Annotated in this window: 19 protein-coding genes, 1 pseudogene and 1 riboswitch; of the genes and pseudogenes, 4 read left to right on the top strand and 16 right to left on the bottom strand. The window is 40.7% G+C overall.

Features of this window, described 5'->3' with window-relative positions; genetic code table 11:
* Positions 1–69: 69 nt before the first annotated feature.
* From cbpB to racE, 4 genes and pseudogenes are all read right to left on the bottom strand, one after another.
* Positions 70–573 (bottom strand): cyclic-di-AMP-binding protein CbpB, encoded by a 504-nt coding sequence (gene cbpB / locus CLV38_RS12385; RefSeq protein ID WP_106196116.1) that lies wholly within the window; start codon positions 571–573, stop codon positions 70–72.
* 175 nt (positions 574–748) lie between these two features.
* The gene (locus CLV38_RS12380; RefSeq protein ID WP_106196114.1) at positions 749–1,270 is read right to left on the bottom strand and encodes a metallophosphoesterase family protein; all 522 of its coding nucleotides are present in this window, start codon (positions 1,268–1,270) and stop codon (positions 749–751) included.
* 19 nt (positions 1,271–1,289) lie between these two features.
* Positions 1,290–1,889 (bottom strand): annotated as a pseudogene (locus tag CLV38_RS12375) (XTP/dITP diphosphatase); the annotation flags it as partial.
* Between the two features lie 4 nt (positions 1,890–1,893).
* Positions 1,894–2,715, bottom strand: coding sequence for a glutamate racemase (gene racE, locus CLV38_RS12370; RefSeq protein ID WP_106196109.1), 822 nt, complete (start codon positions 2,713–2,715; stop codon positions 1,894–1,896).
* A 224-nt stretch (positions 2,716–2,939) separates the two neighbouring features.
* On the opposite strand from racE, the gene CLV38_RS12365 reads away from it, so the two are divergent.
* Positions 2,940–3,365, top strand: coding sequence for a DUF2507 domain-containing protein (locus tag CLV38_RS12365; protein ID WP_106196107.1), 426 nt, complete (start codon positions 2,940–2,942; stop codon positions 3,363–3,365).
* A gap of 58 nt (positions 3,366–3,423) precedes the next feature.
* Here the strand turns inward: CLV38_RS12365 and CLV38_RS12360 are convergent, their stop codons facing one another.
* The 10 genes from CLV38_RS12360 to mgtE all read right to left on the bottom strand — a co-directional run bounded on the left by CLV38_RS12360 (position 3,424) and on the right by mgtE (position 15,410).
* Positions 3,424–4,902 carry an FAD/NAD(P)-binding protein gene (locus CLV38_RS12360; protein ID WP_106196104.1) on the bottom strand — a complete coding sequence of 493 codons (1,479 nt, stop codon included), beginning with the start codon at positions 4,900–4,902 and terminating at the stop codon, positions 3,424–3,426.
* Between the two features lie 118 nt (positions 4,903–5,020).
* Positions 5,021–5,302, bottom strand: a complete 282-nt coding sequence (locus CLV38_RS12355) for a hypothetical protein (protein WP_106196102.1) — start codon at positions 5,300–5,302, stop codon at positions 5,021–5,023.
* A gap of 491 nt (positions 5,303–5,793) precedes the next feature.
* On the bottom strand, positions 5,794–6,105 hold the full coding sequence (gene trxA / locus CLV38_RS12350; RefSeq protein WP_106196100.1) for a thioredoxin: 312 nt from the start codon (positions 6,103–6,105) through the stop codon (positions 5,794–5,796).
* Between the two features lie 101 nt (positions 6,106–6,206).
* The gene (locus CLV38_RS12345) at positions 6,207–8,579 is read right to left on the bottom strand and encodes an endonuclease MutS2 (RefSeq protein ID WP_106196098.1); all 2,373 of its coding nucleotides are present in this window, start codon (positions 8,577–8,579) and stop codon (positions 6,207–6,209) included.
* A gap of 132 nt (positions 8,580–8,711) precedes the next feature.
* On the bottom strand, positions 8,712–9,269 hold the full coding sequence (locus CLV38_RS12340) for a CvpA family protein (RefSeq protein ID WP_106196096.1): 558 nt from the start codon (positions 9,267–9,269) through the stop codon (positions 8,712–8,714).
* A gap of 38 nt (positions 9,270–9,307) precedes the next feature.
* Positions 9,308–9,568 (bottom strand): cell division protein ZapA, encoded by a 261-nt coding sequence (locus CLV38_RS12335; protein WP_106196094.1) that lies wholly within the window; start codon positions 9,566–9,568, stop codon positions 9,308–9,310.
* Positions 9,569–9,790: 222 nt separating this feature from the next.
* Positions 9,791–12,205 carry a phenylalanine--tRNA ligase subunit beta gene (gene pheT, locus CLV38_RS12330; protein ID WP_106196092.1) on the bottom strand — a complete coding sequence of 805 codons (2,415 nt, stop codon included), beginning with the start codon at positions 12,203–12,205 and terminating at the stop codon, positions 9,791–9,793.
* A 6-nt stretch (positions 12,206–12,211) separates the two neighbouring features.
* The gene (pheS, locus tag CLV38_RS12325) at positions 12,212–13,258 is read right to left on the bottom strand and encodes a phenylalanine--tRNA ligase subunit alpha (RefSeq protein ID WP_106196090.1); all 1,047 of its coding nucleotides are present in this window, start codon (positions 13,256–13,258) and stop codon (positions 12,212–12,214) included.
* Positions 13,259–13,567: 309 nt separating this feature from the next.
* Positions 13,568–13,924: a winged helix-turn-helix transcriptional regulator gene (locus CLV38_RS12320; RefSeq protein ID WP_106196088.1), complete on the bottom strand. Its 357-nt coding sequence runs from the start codon at positions 13,922–13,924 to the stop codon at positions 13,568–13,570.
* 115 nt (positions 13,925–14,039) lie between these two features.
* Positions 14,040–15,410, bottom strand: coding sequence for a magnesium transporter (gene mgtE, locus CLV38_RS12315; protein WP_106196085.1), 1,371 nt, complete (start codon positions 15,408–15,410; stop codon positions 14,040–14,042).
* Positions 15,411–15,625: 215 nt separating this feature from the next.
* Positions 15,626–15,791: riboswitch (M-box (ykoK) riboswitch) on the bottom strand.
* 174 nt (positions 15,792–15,965) lie between these two features.
* On the opposite strand from mgtE, the gene CLV38_RS12310 reads away from it, so the two are divergent.
* From CLV38_RS12310 to CLV38_RS12300, 3 genes are all read left to right on the top strand, one after another.
* Positions 15,966–16,418 (top strand): hypothetical protein, encoded by a 453-nt coding sequence (locus CLV38_RS12310; protein WP_106196083.1) that lies wholly within the window; start codon positions 15,966–15,968, stop codon positions 16,416–16,418.
* A 63-nt stretch (positions 16,419–16,481) separates the two neighbouring features.
* Entirely contained in the window at positions 16,482–17,345 is an 864-nt protein-coding gene (locus CLV38_RS12305) for an SDR family oxidoreductase (protein ID WP_106196080.1), read from the top strand.
* 407 nt (positions 17,346–17,752) lie between these two features.
* On the top strand, positions 17,753–19,039 hold the full coding sequence (locus CLV38_RS12300) for a YibE/F family protein (RefSeq protein ID WP_211295481.1): 1,287 nt from the start codon (positions 17,753–17,755) through the stop codon (positions 19,037–19,039).
* A gap of 152 nt (positions 19,040–19,191) precedes the next feature.
* Here CLV38_RS12300 and CLV38_RS12295 read toward each other — a convergent pair whose 3' ends face one another.
* Together CLV38_RS12295 and CLV38_RS12290 are read right to left on the bottom strand one after the other, a co-directional pair.
* Positions 19,192–19,719: an HD domain-containing protein gene (locus tag CLV38_RS12295; protein WP_106196077.1), complete on the bottom strand. Its 528-nt coding sequence runs from the start codon at positions 19,717–19,719 to the stop codon at positions 19,192–19,194.
* Between the two features lie 170 nt (positions 19,720–19,889).
* Positions 19,890–20,645, bottom strand: coding sequence for a TrmH family RNA methyltransferase (locus CLV38_RS12290; protein WP_106196075.1), 756 nt, complete (start codon positions 20,643–20,645; stop codon positions 19,890–19,892).
* Between the last annotated feature and the right edge of the window lie 140 nt (positions 20,646–20,785).

The raw sequence follows: 20,785 nt of genomic DNA, 5'->3' as shown, positions 1-20,785 counted from the left end.
ACTATTATTCTACAGGAGAACTCACTTGTTTTCTAATATAATCAAATAAAGGACGTTAGTGAGAATTTCTCACCAACGTCCTTTATTGTACAACCTTTCTTTTTCTGGTGTTTTATCTTTTACGTCATATAGTTTCTCAAATTCATGGGCAATACGGTTCGTTCCTTTAAGTATCTCACTGCGTGTAATGATGCCTTTAAAATAATTATCCTTGTCTACAACTGTGATGAATGCGTAGTTGACCAGCATCCTCAGGACATCTTCCAGTTCAAAATCTTCATATACATAAGGATAATTGGTATCCATTACTTCTCTGACTTCGATTTCTCCCAGTTTCTCAAACTGCACGTCTTCTATATTCATAATGGCCTGCATAATGGTCGGCATGGATATCAGTCCCCGCATTTTCGACTGATCATCCAGTACGGGGACGAGCGCATATTTATCTGTCGTCAGAATAAGCAAAGCATGGTTCAGCCGGTTTTTTAATCCCACTACTGCTACTTCTTCCGCAGGTTTCACTAATGTTTTTTCACTATCGACAAGCAAGTTTCTGATTTTTTTCCCTATCATGTTTTCACTCCCTGTAACCGTTCTATTTCATCTCTATTTTACCTGTTCTCTATCATTTTCCCAAATAAAAAATAAGATAAAGTGAAATTTCTTAGACTTTTTTGAACAAGGTTACCCTAAGGGCCGTCTATTAGGGCTCACATGCTTATATTCATGAGAAGCTGATGAGAATTTATCAGTCAGTCATCTTGAAGGTCTCAGAAAGCTCTTCGACCGGATTATGATTTCTGTCAAAGTAATTAAACGAAACAGTCTGAGTTTCAGTATCCATATCCATGACAATATATGTTCCCATAGCTCTGTCTCGGGGTTGCATAATACTGCCGGGGTTCACAAAGAAAATGCCATCCTCTACATCCACCCTAGCGATATGAGTATGTCCATAAAAGACAAACCGGCAGCCTTCTTCGATTGCTCTCTTTTTAAGGTCAGCAAATGAGCGCCTGACTGCATGACGGTGTCCATGAGCAATCAAACATTTTTTGCCATCAAATTCCACTATTTGTTCAAGTTTAAATCCATCTGCTATATCCATATTGCCGGCAACTGTTTTGTAATGCTGCCACAAAGGGTTATCCTCAAGCAGTTCAGAATCCCCGCAATGTATCCACCCTGTGACCTCTTTTTCGTAGATAGATCTGATTTCTTCCATGTAATAAGTATCTCCGTGGTTGTCACTTATAATCACTAATTTCATTGATTTGATTCCTCTCTGTTCAGATACTCAGCCAGTCGTCCAGTACGGTCTCCAGTTTTTTAAGTGCTACTGCGCGGTGACTGATTTCATTCTTCTCGTTTTCAGATAGTTCAGCAAGTGTCCGTCCTTTTTCGGGAACATAAAACAACGAGTCATAACCGAATCCGTTGTCTCCTTTTGGTACGCCGGCAATAACGCCTTCAAGCTCTCCATCGATCACCAGAGACTCAGTACCCGGCTTAGCGAGGGCAAGTGAACAGTGAAATGAAGCCTGACGATCACTGCTTGTCATATCTGCCAGTTCAATAAGGAGCTTAGCATTGTTTTTTGCATCATTCTTCTCTTCACCAGCGTATCGGGCTGAATAAACACCCGGTTGTCCATGAAGTGCCTTTACGACTAATCCGGAATCGTCTGCCAAAACAAGTGTACCGAATTCTTTAGCTATCGTCTCTGCTTTCAGTAAGGCATTTTCCTGAAATGTATCACCTGTTTCTTCTACGTCAGGTACCTCAGGATAATCCAGCAGCGTTTTGATCGTGTATCCTTTTTTATCGAATAGTGATTCAAATTCTTTTGCCTTCCCTTTGTTTCGTGTGGCAATCACTATCGTCTGTTCAAACTTACTCAAATTCAACCAGTCCTCTAAGCTTTATATGTTCTATTTCCAGGGTATTGGATTCCATCCACTCTTCTGCAATTTCTTTGAACAGATCCAGTTTTCCAGTCGTATATATTTTTGTGAAGGGGGTAGTTTCTCGGTCATCAGTCTTAATGTTAAGCTCAACCAGCGTGTCTTCGATATTAGCTACCGTAAGGGCACCTGAGTCTACCAGCTGAACACTGTTCCCTAATTCTTTTTGAATAAAGTCAGCAAGCAGTGGAAAATGTGTACAGCCTAAAACGAGTGTGTCTATATTATGATTTTTTAATGGTGCCAGTTTTCGGGCTACTACTTCTTGTGCATACGCTGATGAATGCTGATTGGATTCGACTAATTCGACGAACTCAGGGCACGCTATGCTTCTGATGTTAGTATCTGATGCTTCATCCTGAATCGTTTTAGTATAGAACCTTGAGTTAACAGTACTTTGAGTTGCCAGCACTCCTATTTCTCTCGTTTGAGACAATTTGACTGCCTCTTTACTTCCTGCACTGATTACACCGATAACCGGGATGCTTAACTTTTCTCTTAAGACGTCAAGGGTCAGTGCGGTAGCTGTGTTACAGGCAATCACAATCATTTTAACTTTCTGATCCAGCAAAAACTGAACCAGTTCATTTGTGTACTGAACTATTTCTTCTTTTGTTCGATTTCCATATGGATTTCTTGCACTGTCTCCAATGTAAACGAAAGATTCATTTGGCAATTTGTGCTTTGCCGCCTTTAAAACGGTTAAACCGCCTATTCCTGAATCCAATAATCCGATGGGTCTGTTTGACATATTTAACAACCTTTTCTATTATACTCACATCTGGTATACATTACCGACCATAAGCTTTTCTACATAGTGTGACGATCATTTTCTAATTGTACTAGATACCAGCCTGAAAACACGGTAAAATAGTAGAGTGTGTTCAGAGGATCTCTTTAATTATAAAGAATTCTCTTATAAATATAAAGGCTTAAAGAATACCGCTTTAACAAATTATTGATTGAGGTGATAAAATGTCAGAAGATTCAAACCAGCATCCATCCTTTCAGGGATTAACCCTGCTAAGAGATCAGCTGCTCCCTAATCTCTTTAAAGAAGACCAGTCTGATATTTTATACTGGGCAGGTAAAGAACTTGCACGTTCATACACAGTAGCATCGTTAGATGACGTCGTTACTTTGATCAGAACCTTATCGTTCGGCGCCCTCTCTTTAGTCGAGCAAAAAAAAACTGCCTATCTGTTTCACCTGCATGGTGAAATCGTCCATACGAGACTGGATAAACAGCCTCAAGCTGATTTTGCTCTAGAGACTGGCTTTCTTGCTCAACTGATTCAGCAGCTGTCTGAACAGTATACTGAAGGATCCTATAGTATTCAAAAGAAAAACAGTGTCGTCGAAATCGTTCTACAATCTGACAAGAAAGAAGCTGTGCTTTAACTACCACTGACTTTGCCAATAGGTGAATAAGACGCGACAGATGTTCTATCCTTTTCTGTCACGTCTCGTTTGTCTGGTTAGTCGGTGTTTTTTTCAAGGCATCTCTCATGGATTGGACGCCGGATGTTGCACTTAGCGAAATCAGTTCGACATTATTATTTCCAAACTGAACGCCTGACACGATTTGCCCGTAGGCTTTAAATAGTGGATGCCGCTTGTTGTCAGCATCAACTATGCTCATGCTAGGATAATCTATCGCAATTCCGCCGTAAGCAGAAGGGCTCACGAGCTTTCTGGACACTAATTGTCTAATCAACGGATCCTGCTTGGATAAAGACTGTGTGAGATCGATAACCTGCCCTGTACAATTAATAACGTGATCGGCAGTAAACAGCTGGTCGCCTGCTGTTTTTAGTATGAACTGGTCTCCCGCTTTTCTTATAGTATCCAATCCACTTACGATAGAAATCTCATTCTGTTGGACTTTCCTGATGATATATTGAGCTGTTTTTTGAGGAATGGGGGCCTTAAATCGCTGCCACTGTTTGCCATAGGTCTGTAAAAACAAATTTTTCTCATCATCAGGTAAAGTATTCCAGATGACAGGGTAACAGTTACGCATGTGACGAATCAGCGACTGGAATTCTCCCAAAGAATCTGAGTGCGACAGGTCCATAGCCATTCCTTCGATTGTGCCGTTCCCTAAATTTTCCCATACCCACTCAACATTAATTCCGTGTTCAGTCATTTCCCTGTAAAACCAGTCCTTGACCAGTTCAAGTGTCATTATCTGACCCTTGTTCAGCAGCTCAATCACTTTATCCTGACAAAAATAATGCATGTCTACTGATGTTTCATTCCCGCGGACTGATGAAAACAATCCATCTCTTGAATAAAATGTCAGATCAGCAAAGGGATACTCTTTATTTACATACAGCATTGCATCCAGAGCTGTCAATCCAGTTCCTATTATAGCAACAGATGACTTCGGCGTATTCAGTTGTATTTTTTCTTTCGCCGGATAGGGGGAGTAAACATACCCTTTTTCTCCTTTTAAATCATATGGATCCTTATAAGCCAAATGGCCTGTCGTCAAATGGATACACTCTACTGATGTTGTTGAATTTGCAGTGTGAACGGCATAGTGCCCATTGGCAAGATGCTCAATATCTATAGCTTTTTCGTAAATGATTTTAACGTTTAATTTCCCTAACCACTCATTCATTCGTTCATTTAGATACTCTCCAAACCAAGTCCGAGGCAAGTGGGTATGATAAATCGACTGACTGGATTTATTCTCAGCTATCCAGTCAACGAAATCATCCGGTTTTTCCGGATCAATTGTCATTGTTTCAGTATACTGATTGATCAGCAGACTTTCATCATCTGCCTGGTAAGGAAACCCTGTTCCGAATTGACTGGCTTCGGTAAAAATGATAACCGTAAACTTCCTGCTGTCCGTTTCCTTTAATTGTCTATGTAATTCCCTTAGGATGCTGATTCCAGCAACGCCCATACCAATTATGCCTATTTTCATCGATCTTCCTCCGATTTTTCTACTATAACCAGTTTATCAGAAACACTTTAAATAAACAGGACCAATAAAAAAAGTGCATATCCCATTCTTAAAAAAAGAAAAGATAGACACTCGTGTGCTATAAATTAACATTAAGTGAAACTCTGTTGATGACAACGATCTCCTGATCAATGATTTTGACAAACTGTATTTCTCTAGCATCCCACGACATCAGATCATTCAAAGAGTAGCCATTTTTTCTAAGAACGACATCCAAAGGACAGTCGATTTCATCATCAGCATTACGAAAAACATCGCGATCCTCGACTTCAAGTTCCACTGATTTATCTTTAGATTCAATTATATACCTGTACTGAATCGCTTTTGTCAGGACAGACTGACGATGTTCATTCTGTGTCATGTGACCACTCTCCAAGCTGATTGATATGTATACGTATAGTTGATGGAATTTCTGGAATTCAGTGGGGTGAGGGAATGTTTATAAAAATAACGATGTTTATCTTATTACAGACTATTCTATATCAGACCCTTTTAAAAAGATAGCCCCTTTAAACCAATTTTCGGTTCTATTTCTTCAAATGTCATAAAAAATTCACATTTAACATTGGATGTACTGATTACTCAACTATTCTCTATTCTCCATTATTTTTTCATTACTTTCAAGGGTTCTTTTAACTATTCAAACATGTTTTAATTAAAATAGTGTGACGAGTGTAATAAAACTGTCATTACTCTCCAAATATTTTTCAGTTCAACTAAAGCTACCTCAGTTTATCGTACTATAAATATCTGAACTTTTATAGTTCACCCATTTTTCAGCTCAAAAAAAGAACGCAAAATCCACTCCTAAAAAGGAGTTGGATCTTACGTCCACTCATGAAGCTGACTAAATTACTTGTGTTTTACCAGAGCAGCTTCGATCTGTTCTTTGCTGTGGTATCCAATTAATTTATCGACTACTTCTCCGTCTTTAGTGACTAGCAATGTCGGAATGCTCATGATCCCAAATTTACTTGGTGTAGCCTGATTTGCGTCTACATCCATTTTAAAGTAGTCTACACTACCATCAGATTCTTCATTTAATTCATCGATTACGGGTGACTGCATGCGGCACGGACCACACCATGTTGCCCAAAAATCGACTAAAGTTAATCCTGAAGCTGTTTCCTGGTCAAAATTAGTATCTGTTAGTTCTCTAACCATCATTCATCCTCCTATATTTTAACTTACTTATTAAAAGTAAGTTATTTAATCCATTGTTAGTATAGCAAAAATCGGTAAACTTGTCTAGCACTTGATTTACCTTATTTAAACTTAACGATCGTTGCACCGCTCCCGCCCTGGTTTGCCGGAGCATCTTCGAAAGAATTGACTTGAGAATGTTTTCTAAGGAACTGATGAACCCCTTTTCTGACGGCACCAGTCCCCATTCCATGGATAATCGTCACTTGAGGGTAATTTGCCAGCAGAGCCTGATCGATGTATTTATCTACCCGGTTAAGTGCTTCTTCCACTCGTTCTCCTCTCACATCGATTTCTGTCGATACACCACCTGATGATGTCCGTCTGACAGAAACTTTCTGCTTGGGTTCTGCTTCCTGTTTCAGTTGGACTAGATCTGATTCAGGTAACTTCATCTTCAGCATGCCCATTTGAACGACCCACTGCTTGTTATCCGCTTTTTCAACGATTGTTCCCCTTTGTCCGAATGACTGGACTTCAACAGCATCCCCAACTTTCAACTCTCTTTTCCGTTTCTGTTTCTGAAGAATTTTATTTTTCTGAAGTGTTTCTTCTTCTGCTTTTAAGTGAGACAATTTGGATTGAGCTTCAATAAACTCATGCTCTTTGAGTGCCCCCTGCTGTCCACCTTCCAGTTGGCGCTGCCTTAAATCTTTCACGATTGCATCTGCATCCAATTTGGCCTTTTCTACATATGCATTGGCTTCTTTTTCAGCCTCCTTTTTTAAAGCATCTTTTTCATTCTGGTAATCAGTATACGCCTGCTTTAATTCCCGGTGAAGTTTTTGAGCATCTTTCAGTTCTACTTTGGCCTTTTCTGCCCGTGTTTCAGCTTCTTTTCGTTTCGATTCCAGATCCTGAATCATCTGATCCACGCTTTGACTCTCTCCACTCATCAACTGTCTGGCAGAATCAATGACCATATCATTAAGTCCCAGTCTTCTGGCTATTTCAAATGCATTACTTCTTCCCGGTATCCCGATCAGCAGACGGTAAGTCGGACTTAATGTATCCACATTAAATTCCATGCTGGCATTGATCGTTTCCGGACGATTATACCCATATGCCTTAAGTTCAGGGTAATGCGAAGTAATCATGACGTAGCTGCCTTTTTGAGCGATTGCATCTAAAAGGGCAATCGCCAGCGCAGCTCCTTCTTGAGGATCAGTCCCCGCTCCCAATTCATCCAGTAACACTAAACTTTTTTCATCTATATCACTTAATATCGATACGATATTCGTCAAATGAGATGAGAATGTCGACAAGCTCTGCTCAATAGACTGTTCATCTCCTATATCAGCGAAGACACTTGAAAATATTCCCATCACGCTGTCTTCTTCTGCAGGTATAAACAGACCAGACTGTCCCATCAGCTGAAGGAGTCCCAGCGTTTTTAAAACAACTGTCTTCCCTCCCGTGTTCGGCCCGGTTACAATCATTGTCTTAAAGTCCTCTCCTATGACAATATCATTAGGAACAACTTCGTCATCATTTAAGAGCGGGTGCCTGGCTTGCAGTAGAGCTACTTTGTTATCATTTGACACCCGGGGTTTGACCGCTTTGATGGCTTGAGCGTATCGTCCTTTTGCCTGGATGACATCCAGTTCAACCAAACGGTTCAGCTGGTGACCGATCGCTTCTCTATATGGTTCGATCGATAGGGTCAATTCTCTTAAAATTCTGTTTATTTCGTTTTTTTCTTCCACCTGATACTGTCTCAACTGATTATTCAAGTCCACAACACTTTGCGGTTCAATAAACAGCGTCTGCCCTGTGGAGCTCTGATCATGCACGACGCCGCCAAATGTTGTCCTGTTTTCATGCTTGACAGGAATAACATATCGGTCATTTCGCATCGTAATAAGGGCGTCGGTTAGAAAGCGTGCCTGTGGTCCTCTTACAATACTTTCTAATTTCTGGCGTGTTCGACTCTCTGTCTGCTTAATGCCTTGTCTCAGACCCTTTAACTTGCTGCTGGCATCGTCAAGGACATACCCTCCTTCATCGACCACTGAAAAAATTGAGCGCTCCAATTTGGCGAAGGTATCCAAGTCTCTTATTTTTTCAAATAGACGTTTAAGAGGGATCTTCTCTTCTTCTACTTTAGTGAAAAATGTTTTGATTTCCCGAATCGTTCTGAGAATTCGCCCAATCTGAGCCAGCTCTTCCCCATTTAACGTTCCCTGCATGCGTACTCTATTCAAGTGTGGCCGTATATCTTCATAAGAGGCTAACGGCATCCCACCTTTTAAACGAAGCAGCATGACAGCATCCTCCGTTTCTTCCAGATCTCTTATTATTTGGTCTTCTTGGATTGATGGAAGAATCTCCTGCGCTTTTGTTCGTCCTAATGTTGACACCGTGTGCTGTGACAACTGCTGTATTACTTTTTCATATTCCAATTTTTTATAAGATGCTTGAAATGAATCAGTCACTTTATTCTCTCCTTAGTGTACGTTCAGTTGGCTATTTCAGTCATTAGTCGCATTTCTGTTTTTCAGGTAAAAAAAAGGAGGCTATCGGGAGAATTTAGTTTTCCCCTTCAACCCACCCTCTCTGATTTTCATTTAATCCAGCCCTTCAAGGACCCACCAGTCATAAAACTGAGTAGATAATTCAGGTGTTGTCGTGACTATATTCCGTGCTACATTACTGTTTTCGAACTGATTTTGAATGATCGGCAGTGGAACTGTAGACAATAAAAACAGGACAAGAAACAGTCCGATATAATGGACGACGAAACTCACAAGAGCGCCCCCGATTGCATTAAGTGTTCTGACTACCGGTATATCTGCTAAAAAGTTGAATAAGCCTCCGATCAGTCTGGTAATGAGCCACCCTGCAAAGAGTATGAGAATAAAGGAAACGCCTTTATAGAATGCTCCATCCAAATCAAACAGGAAATCCATCCCGTACAAAACAAATGGATTAGTGGTGGAAGAAGTTGGTGTAGGATAGGGAACCAGCATTTCAACATACTCGCTTATCTGCTGGTAATACGTTAATGCCACCCAGAACGAAACGGCGTATCCAATCGTCAACACCAGCTGCAGCACGAGTCCTCTTCTTGCTCCGCTATATAGTGATAGTAATAATACAAATAGTACAATAGCTGTTAAAATCATAAAATTTTACTCCTTAGTTGAAACAATAGAGGTAAACGTCACTCGTTTTGTAATTGTTCCATTTTTTCTTTCAATTCTGCCAGTTCTTTCTGCATAGTCAACTGATCCGAGACAGTGTTGATTGCTAATAAAATCGCTTGTTTCTCGCTGCTTAAGCCTTTCGTCAGCTGCTTTAACTGGACTAGTTGTTCATCAACTGTTTCTGCTACAGTTTTCATGTGTTCTTGAGATTTCGGCCCCACTATTGTGTAGCTTTCTCCGTTAATGGTTGCTTTATAACGTCGCTTCCCCTCAGGCATGAAAAAGCCTCCTCGCTTCACAAATTCTTTATTATAATAACACGAATCACCTTTTTATGCATTATTTCCCGACGCATTTATAAAATTCGCTCACCGCACAGTGTACTACAATAAAAAAGTGGCCTTATTAAAAACGGCCTGAGAAGAAAGAATCTCCTTTCATCTGACCGTTTTTAAATAACCACCACTTTACTTCAGATAGACTCTAGGAGTCATCAAAAATTATCTAATATCTGCACTATATTTTTCTGCTAAAGCTTCTTTGACCTGGTTGAAATCTGTGTTCACTTCGTCTTCTTTTAACGTGGCATCTGGATTCAGATAAGAGAGTGTGTAAGCCAGTGATTTCTTGCCATTCTCTATATTCTCTCCCTGATAAAGATCGAACAATCGAATAGATCTTAACCATTTACCGCCAGCGGCATGCATGGTTTTAAGGATATCCTGATGCAGAACGGATTCTTCTACAACGAACGCAATATCTCTTGATGTTCCAGGGTATTTAGGAATCGACTTGAATCTGATCGTGTCATGTTCATTCGTTATGAATGGGTCTAAATTCAGTTCGAACAGTACCGTGTCATTTAAGTCACGTGCCTGCGCCATCAATGGGTGAAGCTGTCCGATCATCCCAATCAGTTCATCATTCCAGAACACATCTGCTGTTCGTCCAGGGTGCATATCCGGGTGTTCTTTAGATGGCACAAAGCGAATAGAATCACTCACACCCAATGTATCAAACCACTCTTCTACAATCCCTTTGACCGCAAAATAATCGACTGTCACTTCTTTTTCCTGCCAGCTGTTTTCAACGACTGCCCCAGTCATAACACCTGCAACGTGGCTTGTTTCTTTCGGCAGAGTTGATTCTGTCTGCTCGAATACTCGACCGATTTCAAACAGAGCCACATTCTTAGATTGTCTGGCAACATTGTACTGCACGTTATCCAGTAACCCGCTGATCAGGCTTTGTCTTAAGGCTTTATGTTCTTCACTCATTGGCCAATCCAGTTCCACTGGGGCAGTAGCTGAATGTGCAAATGCTTTTGCTTTTTCAGTGGTCGTCAGTGCATAACTGATCGCCTGTCCAAGCCCGCAGCTTTCCATGTAATGACGAGTAAAACGGGTGATCTGCTGCGCATAAGTCAGTTCTCCCGGCAGTGATTCATTATGAGGAAGAGTCGACGGCAATTTCGAGTAGCCATGGATACGGGCCACTTCTTCTATAATATCTGCTTCGATCGTTATATCCCAACGTCTCGGTGGTACAGTAACGTTTACTTGCTCAGCAGTCACTTCGCTATCGAAACCTAAACGCTCAAAAATACTATCTAAGTCGCTGACCGTTAAATCAGTTCCCAGTGTGCGATTTATTTTATCAACTGAAGTAGTTACGGTTTGATACACTGGCTGTTCTGATTCAACCTGAGCAGTGCCGGTGACTACTTGTCCCTGACCTAAAGAGGCGATCAACGCTGCAGCATGATCAAGTGCCTGTTGTACAGTTGCTTTATTCAATCCTTTTTCAAATCGTGAACTGGATTCACTTCTCAAATTCAGAGACTGGGCAGTTTTGCGGATCAAGCTTGATTCAAAGACAGCTGACTCTAACGCAACCGTTTTTGTTTCAGCTGTGACGTGTGTATTTTCTCCACCCATTACGCCAGCTAGGGCAACGGGAATCGTGCCATTAGTAATCACCAGATTATCCTGGTTCAAATGCCTTGTCTGTCCATCCAGTGTTACCAGCGTCTCAGAATCTTTTGCACGTCTGACCTGTATCTCTTTAGAATTCAATGTGTCATAATCGAATGCATGAAGAGGCTGTCCGTATTCAAGCATGATGTAGTTTGTCACATCAACTATTGCGTCGATCGGCCTTATACCGGCATGCATTAGTTTCTTCTGCAGCCATAACGGGCTTTCCGTTACAACCAGGTCCTTGATGACACGCATTTTGTAAATGGAGTTATCTTCGGTATTTTCAACAGATACTTTAATAAAGTCCTCTATTGTGTTTGAAGAATCTTCTATCAAATTTACTCCAGGGAACTCTGGTTTCTGACTTAGTATCGCCCCAGCTTCAAATGCGACTCCGCGCATACTCAATGCATCTGCCCGGTTAGGCGTGATGTCCAGTTCGATAAACGCATCTGCCAGACCTACATAAGGCAGTGCATCAGTACCCGTCTCAGCATTCTCAGGTAAAACATAAATACCGTCTTCTGCATTCTTTGGAATTACAGAATCTGAGAATCCCAGTTCTTCAAGTGAACAGATCATGCCATTAGACACAACCCCTCTTAATTTACTCTTTTTTATTTTGAGTCCATTTGCCAGACGTGCCCCTGGTAAAGCAACCACGACTTTCTGGCCGGCTTTTACATTCGGAGCTCCACAGACAATCTGTACGGCTTCGTCTAATCCAACGTTCACGGTCGTTATGTTCAAGTGATCAGACTCTTCCATTCTTTCTGCTTCTAAAACATGACCGACAACAATATTAGAGAGTTCTGTAGCAGGCTCAGTTACACCGTCCACTTCGATCCCTGTAAGGGTGATCTGTTCAGCCAGTTCTCCCGGCGTGACAGCTGATAAATCCAATGATTCACTTAACCAGTTGTAAGATACTTTCATATTATTCTACCCTTTCCTCTTGAATTGTTTTAAGAAACGCTGATCATTCAAATAAAAATTCCTGATATCATCTACCCCATATTTCAGCATAGCGATACGGTCAGGTCCTAAACCAAAAGCAAATCCGCTGTATTTAGTCGAATCGACTCCTGACATTTCAAGTACATTAGGGTGCGTCATTCCGGCTCCTAATATTTCGATCCAGCCTGTGCCTTTACAGACATTACAGCCGGTTCCTCCACATTTAAAACAGCTGACATCCACTTCAACAGATGGTTCTGTAAACGGGAAATAACTTGGACGTAATCTGATTTCACGGTCTTCCCCAAACATTTTTTTAGCCAGGAGTTCCAGTGTTCCTTTTAAATCAGCCATTGTGATATTTTCAGCGATCACCATGCCTTCGATCTGATGAAACTGGTGAGAGTGTGTTGCATCGTCGGTATCTCTTCGGTACACTTTTCCTGGACTGATCATTTTCAGCGGTCCTTTAGAAAAGTCGTGGCTTTCCAGTGTACGAGCCTGGATAGGAGACGTGTGTGTACGAAGCAACACGTCCGGTGTAATATAAAACGTATCCTGCATATCTCTTGCCGGATGGTTTTGAGGCAGATTAACACGTTCAAAGTTGTAGTGATCCGATTCAACTTCATTTCCTTCGATAATCTGGTAGCCCATGCCTAAAAACAGATCTTCGATTTCTTCCATAATCTGGGTCAGCACATGGGTCTGTCCTTTGGAAACCTGTTTACCAGGTAGGGTTACATCAATCGTTTCTTTTTCCAGCTGACGCTCTAGCGCTTCTTTTTCTAACCGCTCTTTTTTATGCGACAGCAGTGTTGTCAGTTCGTCTCTCACTTCATTGGCTTTTTTCCCAATAACCGGACGCTGCTCTGGTGCTACATCTTTAACCCCTTTAAGTACACTGGTTATTTCACCTTTTTTACCCAGATAGCTGACTCTTATTGTTTCAAGTTCTTTTACTGACTCAGCTTTATCCGCTTCAATTACGGCTTTAGCTAAAACTGTCGTTAACTGTTCTTCGATTCCCATATCAAATCTCCTCTGTCATTAGTATTAAACACAAAAAGACCCCATCCCTGTATAGGGACGAGGTCATCACGCGGTACCACCCTTGTTCAAAAGTCACACTTTTGCACTTCTGCATAACGGCGCATACCGAGATCAGTTTCCTGACCTGACTTTTCCTTCAGAAGCAAAGCTGCCGAACGAAACGATGAAAGCGAACTTCCAGATCATCATCAGTCAATGCTTTCAGCCGTGGCATTGTTCTCTTTTACTGACCTATAACCTGTACTTTTTTTCATCCTGTTTTTCTTTTATGATTAATTTTTTTATCTGTTATTTAGTATCAGTGTCGCAAATCCATACATTTGCCCACTCCTGTACTTCATTCATAACACTTTTCAGGTCTTTTCCTTTTGCCGTTAACCGATATCCTGAACGGAAATCACACGTGTCATCCAAGTCTCTCGTTACAATATCTTCCTTTTCAAGCTCTTTTAGGCGCTCGACTAACACACGGTCACTGACGCCTGGTATTGATTGAGAGAGATCTTTAAAACGACGAGGTCCATCCAACAATACATCTATAATCAAACCTGTCCATTTTTTCCCCAGTATCGCAAATGTCTGCTCAAATCTAGGGCAGATGATTTTTTCAGATTCAATATCTTTTGTATGAGTCATTTCTATCATATATTGTCACCTCTACTTTCACGTCTATCACTATACCATTATACCAGACAAAAGTGTAGAGGCCATACTTATTTTTTGGAAGTTTAAGCAATTGTTCACAACTTCGTGACATGTATTATAAACGTTCAAGTAACAGTGTGGCTATAGAGAAGTAAATCAGCAGCCCCATGGAGTCATTTATAGTTGTAATGAAGGGACCGGATGCCACTGCGGGATCGATTTTGAACTTGTTGATCACAACAGGAATGACTGTTCCGATTACGGTTGACACACTGACAGTGATAAACATTGACACACTGATAATAAAAGCTAACACAGGATTGCCGTAAACAACCAGAACTATACCCACCAGCACGACAGCGGCCACGAGTCCCATCAACATGCCTGCACCCAGTTCATTTTTTACGGTTTGGAATAAACTGTCTTTATCTCTATCATCATCGATATTTAAATTACGGACAGCAACTGCCAGTGACTGTGTTCCCACGTTACCGGCCGTATCCATGATCATTGGAATAAATGCGGCAAGTAATACAACTGATTCTAACGTTTCTTCAAAAGCACCGATCAGTCCACCAGTGACCATTCCCAGGAAAAGGAGAATAACGATCCAGGGTGTTCTGGATTTAGCCGTTTTAAAAGCGGATGTTTTAGTTTTTCGGTCATCGTCGCTTCGTTTGATCGCAGCAAATTCGTTAAAATCTTCTGTTACCTCTTCTTCCAGAACGTCCATGACGTCATCGACAGTTACGATCCCCTGCATAGTACCGTTGTGATCTAAAACCGGAATAGCCAGTAAGTCATAATCCTGGATGATACGAGCGACTTGTTCCTGGTCTTTATCGATTCGAACAGACACGACTTGAGTGAACATAATATTTTCAACTGTTTCAGTTTCTGGTGATAAGAGTAAATCTCTAAGGGATAGTACGCCTACCAGTTTTTCCTTCTCGTCAACTACATAAAGATAGTAAATCGTTTCAGCTTCCCTACCAATTTGTCTAAGCTGTTCGATCACTTCAGACAAAGTCTGTTTATAGTGGATTGCAATAAACTCTTTTGTCATGATAGATCCGGCAGTTTCAGGTGCGTAAGAGAGTAACTCCTGAACACGCTGGCTTTCTTCGTCATCCATCATTGCAAGCAAGGTCTCATTATCTGTTTCATCACTTTCAGTTAGAAAGTGGGCAACATCATCGGCGGCCATGAAGTTGAAGACATGAGCCATATACTCATCCGGCAGATAATGTACAGCAGCTTCCTGATCTTCCGTTTCCATCCATTCAAATATTTCAGCGAATTCTTCTGGTGTCAGAAATTCTGAAATTTTGCGTTTTTTATCAGGATAAAGCAAATGGAAGACTTCGTGCTGATCACGATCATGCAGTCTCAGGAAAAGTTCTCTGAACTTTTCACGCTCATTATTTTTAGCTGCCAGAAAAATCTGGTCGTACGTTTTTTGTTTTGTGCTTTTCATTAATTTCATATTTGATCATCCTTTTCAGTAGATTGGTTTGGCGAATATTGTTTTACTGACAACTGCTTTATTTCATAGTAATTACACAAGGGAACTGAATCCAATCCGCCTCACCTCCGACATAGTAGTTTGATCATACTCTTTGTTAAGTGATTTTATTTAGATAAATAAAAAAACACGCCAAAATGAGCGTGTAAAGAACATGAAAACAGAATTCATCTTCATATACACCTCTGTCGTTGAGCTTCAGCTTCATATGGCATAGAGAGATATCTCAGCTACGTTAAAAATCCCCTTCATCCGAAGATTCCTGCTGACCCATTGGCGTCTTTGGACATTTCTGGGCAGTAGCGTGTCTCCATATGGGAGCCTCACCTAACAAGGTTATTTAATTTCCTTTTTAATCATAACGAATGTGCCCCTTTACTTCAAGCAATACTTCTTTTGTCGTCTATTATTTTTTTTTAATCCCAGTTTATTGAATCGTTATTTTTGTACAGCATTGCATCTTTGGCTATACTTATAAGAGAACCTGATTACAAATGTGTTTTAGGAGGAGACTATATGGATATTAAAAAACTGATTGCTTTACTCGCAGCCACATCAACGTTAGCTGCATGCCAGACGGACGATACAACAGATCCCGCGGTAACCGATGGCGATGAAACAGAAGAAACAGGAGAAGACATTGATACACAAGAAGAAGAAGCTGAACTGGATGATGATCCGTCAGAAGTCGTTGTCTCTGATGAAGAATTGGAACCTGTCAGTGACGAGGACCTGGAAAATGCAGAACCGATTGAGGATCTGGATCAGTATGAGGAATTTGAAGAACAGGATGTTTTTTCGCCTGAAGACTACGATGCCTACTTAATTTCAGATGAAGGTGGCGTCAGAGAAATCATTTTTGTAGAAGAAGAGGAGCAGGTTTTCAAGTCTATCTTTATAATGGAAGACAATAACCTTAGAGTCATTGATCTGATTAATTCAGAAGTCCTCATCAACGATCCGATTTAATTAAACGAGTCACATAAAATCACTGCCTTGTCCCATAAATGTTGGTTTGAAAGGATGAAAAACATGAGTGAAGAAAAAATAGACTCTCAGTCACCGAAAGAAGATTACGTCATGCCAGATAACAGTGAAAAAACCGAACGTGAACCGAAGATCGAAAACGATGAGTATAAAGGGTCCGGGAAATTGAAAGGGCATAATACTATCGTTACAGGCTCTGATAGTGGCATCGGTCTTGCAGTCGCCATTGCATTTGCTAAAGAAGGAGCAAATGTGGCATTAGTCGATTTAGAGGATAACGACGATTTACGGTCCGCTCAAAAGCGTATTGAGTCTTTCGGCGTTAACTGTTTAGCCTTTGCAGGAGATGTCGGAGATGAAGTGTTCACCAGACTCACGCTTAAAGAAGTCAGCGAAGCTTGGGGTAATATTCATACACTTGTAAATAACGCTGCTGAACAACACCCAAAAGAGAGTATCCTTGAAATCGATGCTGCTCAGCTTGACCGTACATTTAGAACCAATATATTCTCCATTATATACTGGTCAAGAGAAGTTCTCCCCTACCTGGCAGAAGGTGGTACAATCATCAATTCGTCATCAGTGACGGCTTATGAAGGCTCTCCACAACTGCTGGATTACTCGGCTACTAAAGGCGCCATTGTCTCCTTTACCCGTTCTCTTTCACAGAACCAGGAGATACTGGATAAACGTATACGCGTTAATGCAGTTGCTCCGGGACCCATCTGGACTCCTCTGATTCCGGCTACACTTGGTATTTCGTATGATGAATTCGGTGGTGGTTCACTTGACAGACCGGGAGAAGTTTATGAACTTGCACCAGCTTATGTTTATTTAGCATCAGACGATTCGAGCTACGTTACAGGTCAGACGATCCACGTCAATGGCGGGACGATTGTCAACGGCTGATTCTGAAAACAATTATATTTTTCTCAAGTACTCTCTGCAGAGGTGGTCATCAATCGATGATCATCTCTGTTTGTTTTTCACTGCATCCCTATCCCTCTCTTTACTACTCAGTCAGAGTGATACAAGGATTTAACTATTCTGTCACTAAATCTTGCTCTGACCATCCCCTTATTTATGGTATACTTGAACGCATTGAAGCCTCTACTGGGATCAGTATTGATTGATGTAAAGACAACCAGAGGATGCTTTTTTATCTGCTTTCATATAGCCAGATGCCTGCCGTTCATAGGGTCTTACTCCATAGATTTAGATTCAATTCCCGACTGACATTAAACTTGCAGGCATACTAGCTTACATAAGCAGGTATTTATTGCGTGACTACTTAATAAAACAAGGAGAGTATACAAATGAAGAAACAGTTATGGATTATTGTGCTGCTTATGAGCATGATGTCTGCTTTTTTTACGATTACAGCCTATGCAGATGACAGTGAAGAGATACTTGCCTCCTCAGACTTTGATGATGAGGATGAAGACTTTGAAGAGTTTGAAGAGTTTGAAGAGTTTGAAAATAATGAAGAATTCGAGGAGTTTGAAGATGATTTTCTGACTGATGAGGTAAATGCAGAAACCGAAGATCAGATAGAGCGCGCACGTGTTCTAGAAGTCGAAGAACCGTCTGGGCCTGAGAATGAAGATGACTTTTACTCTGAGGTCTTGACTATTAAAATCGTCTTTTTATCCGGAGACCGAAGAGGAGAAGAAGTAGAAGCCTTAAATACGATTACAGGAAACCCCAGCTATGATTTCGATTTGTCACCAGGCGATCGTGTCCTTGTCAATACTATAGAACTTCAGGGAGAAACACAGGTTCATGTTGTAGAGTATTTGAGAGATTATCATATATATGTTGTTCTTGCAATCTTTCTGGCGTTGCTCGTTTTACTTGGCGGCAAAAAAGGAATCAAAACTATTTTCACCTTGGCATTTACTTTATTCCTATTGTTGAGAGTACTGATTCCAGGGATATTAGCGGGCTACAGCCCAATAATGCTGACAATTGCTATTTCTTTTGTCATCACTGTGACCACAATTCTTCTAGTAGGCGGACGCAATATAAAATCCTATGCTGCCATTATTGGGGTATTAGGAGGGGTGTTGATTGCCGGGCTCATTGCCTATATAGTGGGCGGTCAAATCAACCTGACTGGACTTTCAAGTCAGGAATCAATCATGCTATTATATATTCCACAAGAGGTCGATTTTAATTTCAGCGGCTTATTATTCGCCGGAATCATTATGGGTGCTTTAGGGGCTGTAATGGACGTCGGTATGTCTATCGCTTCTTCAATGGAAGAAATCCGTTTGGTTGATCCATCGATTTCTACAAAAAAACTCATTCTTTCCGGCATGAATGTAGGAAAGGACATTATGGGTACCATGGCTAACACCTTGATACTGGCTTATATCGGTAGTATGATCCCTCTCTTGCTTTTATTTACAGCCTATGAGGACCCCTTTATCAGCATCATCAATATGGATATTATAGCGACAGAAGTCATTAGAGCACTGGCTGGAAGTATTGGACTGATTCTCTCTATACCTCTAACAGCTGTCAGCACTGGACTTCTACGGGATAAATTGAAACCTCAAAAGGTCTCTTTAACTTCAGACGAAGTGAGTGATCAAAACTGAAAGTGACCTTAATCAACTATTAGAAAGAGCGAGGCTAAGACTACTGTCTTTGGCCCCGCTCTTTTTTGTATACGCTCATTTATACTAAAAAACCGTTTTTATTCCAGTTTACAAACTAAACTTGGAATAAAAACAGTTATCATAAGTATTTATCAGGCATTAACAACTCTCAACTTAAGGCCCCATCTTGATACTGTCTCTTTGAGTCTCATTCTAACAGGTGTTGATATTTCACTGATCGCACAGTACTTATCGACACAAGTCACAACCATGCTTTCTTTATATCTTGGCACGCCTACTCCTACTGTTGTCAGGAACATATGCTTTAAGATAATGTCTTTTTCTAATTCAGATAGTTCAGTCAATATTTCCGCATTTTTTACGGCTATTTTTGGATGAACACAGTTGTGTGACCCTTGTTTCAAAGCAGCGATTTCTTCTCTGCCCTCATGAAAAAAATCATGTAAGATTCCTGCACGGGCAACTGCGCGACAGTTTAAGTTAAGTCTTTTAGCTATTTTGTAGCTTACATAAGAAACATAAATTGAATGGATCAAGCGTGTTGTATAATGATGATGAGTAATCTCATCTAGTTTAAGTAGGTTTTCGTCTTCTAATAAGTCTTCAACCAACGCCATATAGTCTTTGTCATTTTCCCAAATCGAGCGAACAAATTCCATCGAACGTCTCCTTTAATCAAGTTATTTGTAATAATCAGAATAAACAGTAAAGGACTGTCTTATCGACTGTCCAGTACATATCTTACTCCTAATCAAATGGAAATTAAAGGATGAGATGTCAATGTAAAACGTTTTCATGGTATTTGTGTCAACTTTGTCATAACTTTTCCTTACTTATATAAGGAAAACATCAGAACACTTGCAGCTATGGCTACATTCAATGATTCTGCCTTACCTTTAATGGGAATATATAGGTTTTTAGTGGTCTGTTTAAGGATTTCAGGATCAACACCATTCCCCTCATTTCCTACAATCAAGGCAAATGCATCTTTAGAAGAGACCTCATGATACGATTCCGCCCTTTCATCCAAAGCAGTTCCATAGACTTCTATTCCCTGTTTCTTAAATGCTTCAATCCAGTGCAGCAGTTCATCATGAATAACCGGCAGATGAAAATGGCTGCCTTGTGCTGAACGAAGGGCTTTAGGATTGTATAAATCAACTGACCCTTTTCCAATAATCACCCCTTCAAATCCCGCTGCATCTGCTGATCGAATAAGTGTGCCCAGGTTTCCGGGATCCTGAATTTTATCTAAAAGAAGAACAGGTCTGTTTCCTGTAATAGACTGCTGTTCTTCTTTCATATGCACTACGGCAAATATGCCCTGATCCGTGACTGTATCAGTGAGTAATGCACTAACCTCTTCAGAAATCATTACGGAACGGTCTGCATCATAATCAAGGTAACCACTCCACTTATCTTCTCTAATTAAAATAGTTTCAATAGCAGCTTTTGCTCTGATCGCTTCCTCAACCAGATGCTCTCCCTCTATCACATACTTAGACTGTTTTTTTCTTCCTTTACGCGTAAGCAACTTCTTCCATTCTTTAACCTGATTATTCTGAACTGATTCTATTAAATCCATTTACATTCCTCCGACTTTTTCATACTCCTACTATACCATAGGCAAAATCGAGTAGGAGATAAATGATTAATTCATTTATCGTCCTCTCACACCACCGTACGTACGGTTCCGTATACGGCGGTTCAATATCTTAAGTAAGC

The organism is Alkalibacterium olivapovliticus (assembly GCF_003003275.1).
In the GTDB taxonomy this organism is placed as follows: domain Bacteria; phylum Bacillota; class Bacilli; order Lactobacillales; family Carnobacteriaceae_A; genus Alkalibacterium; species Alkalibacterium olivapovliticum.
This window is presented reverse-complemented; position numbering and strand designations above follow the sequence as displayed.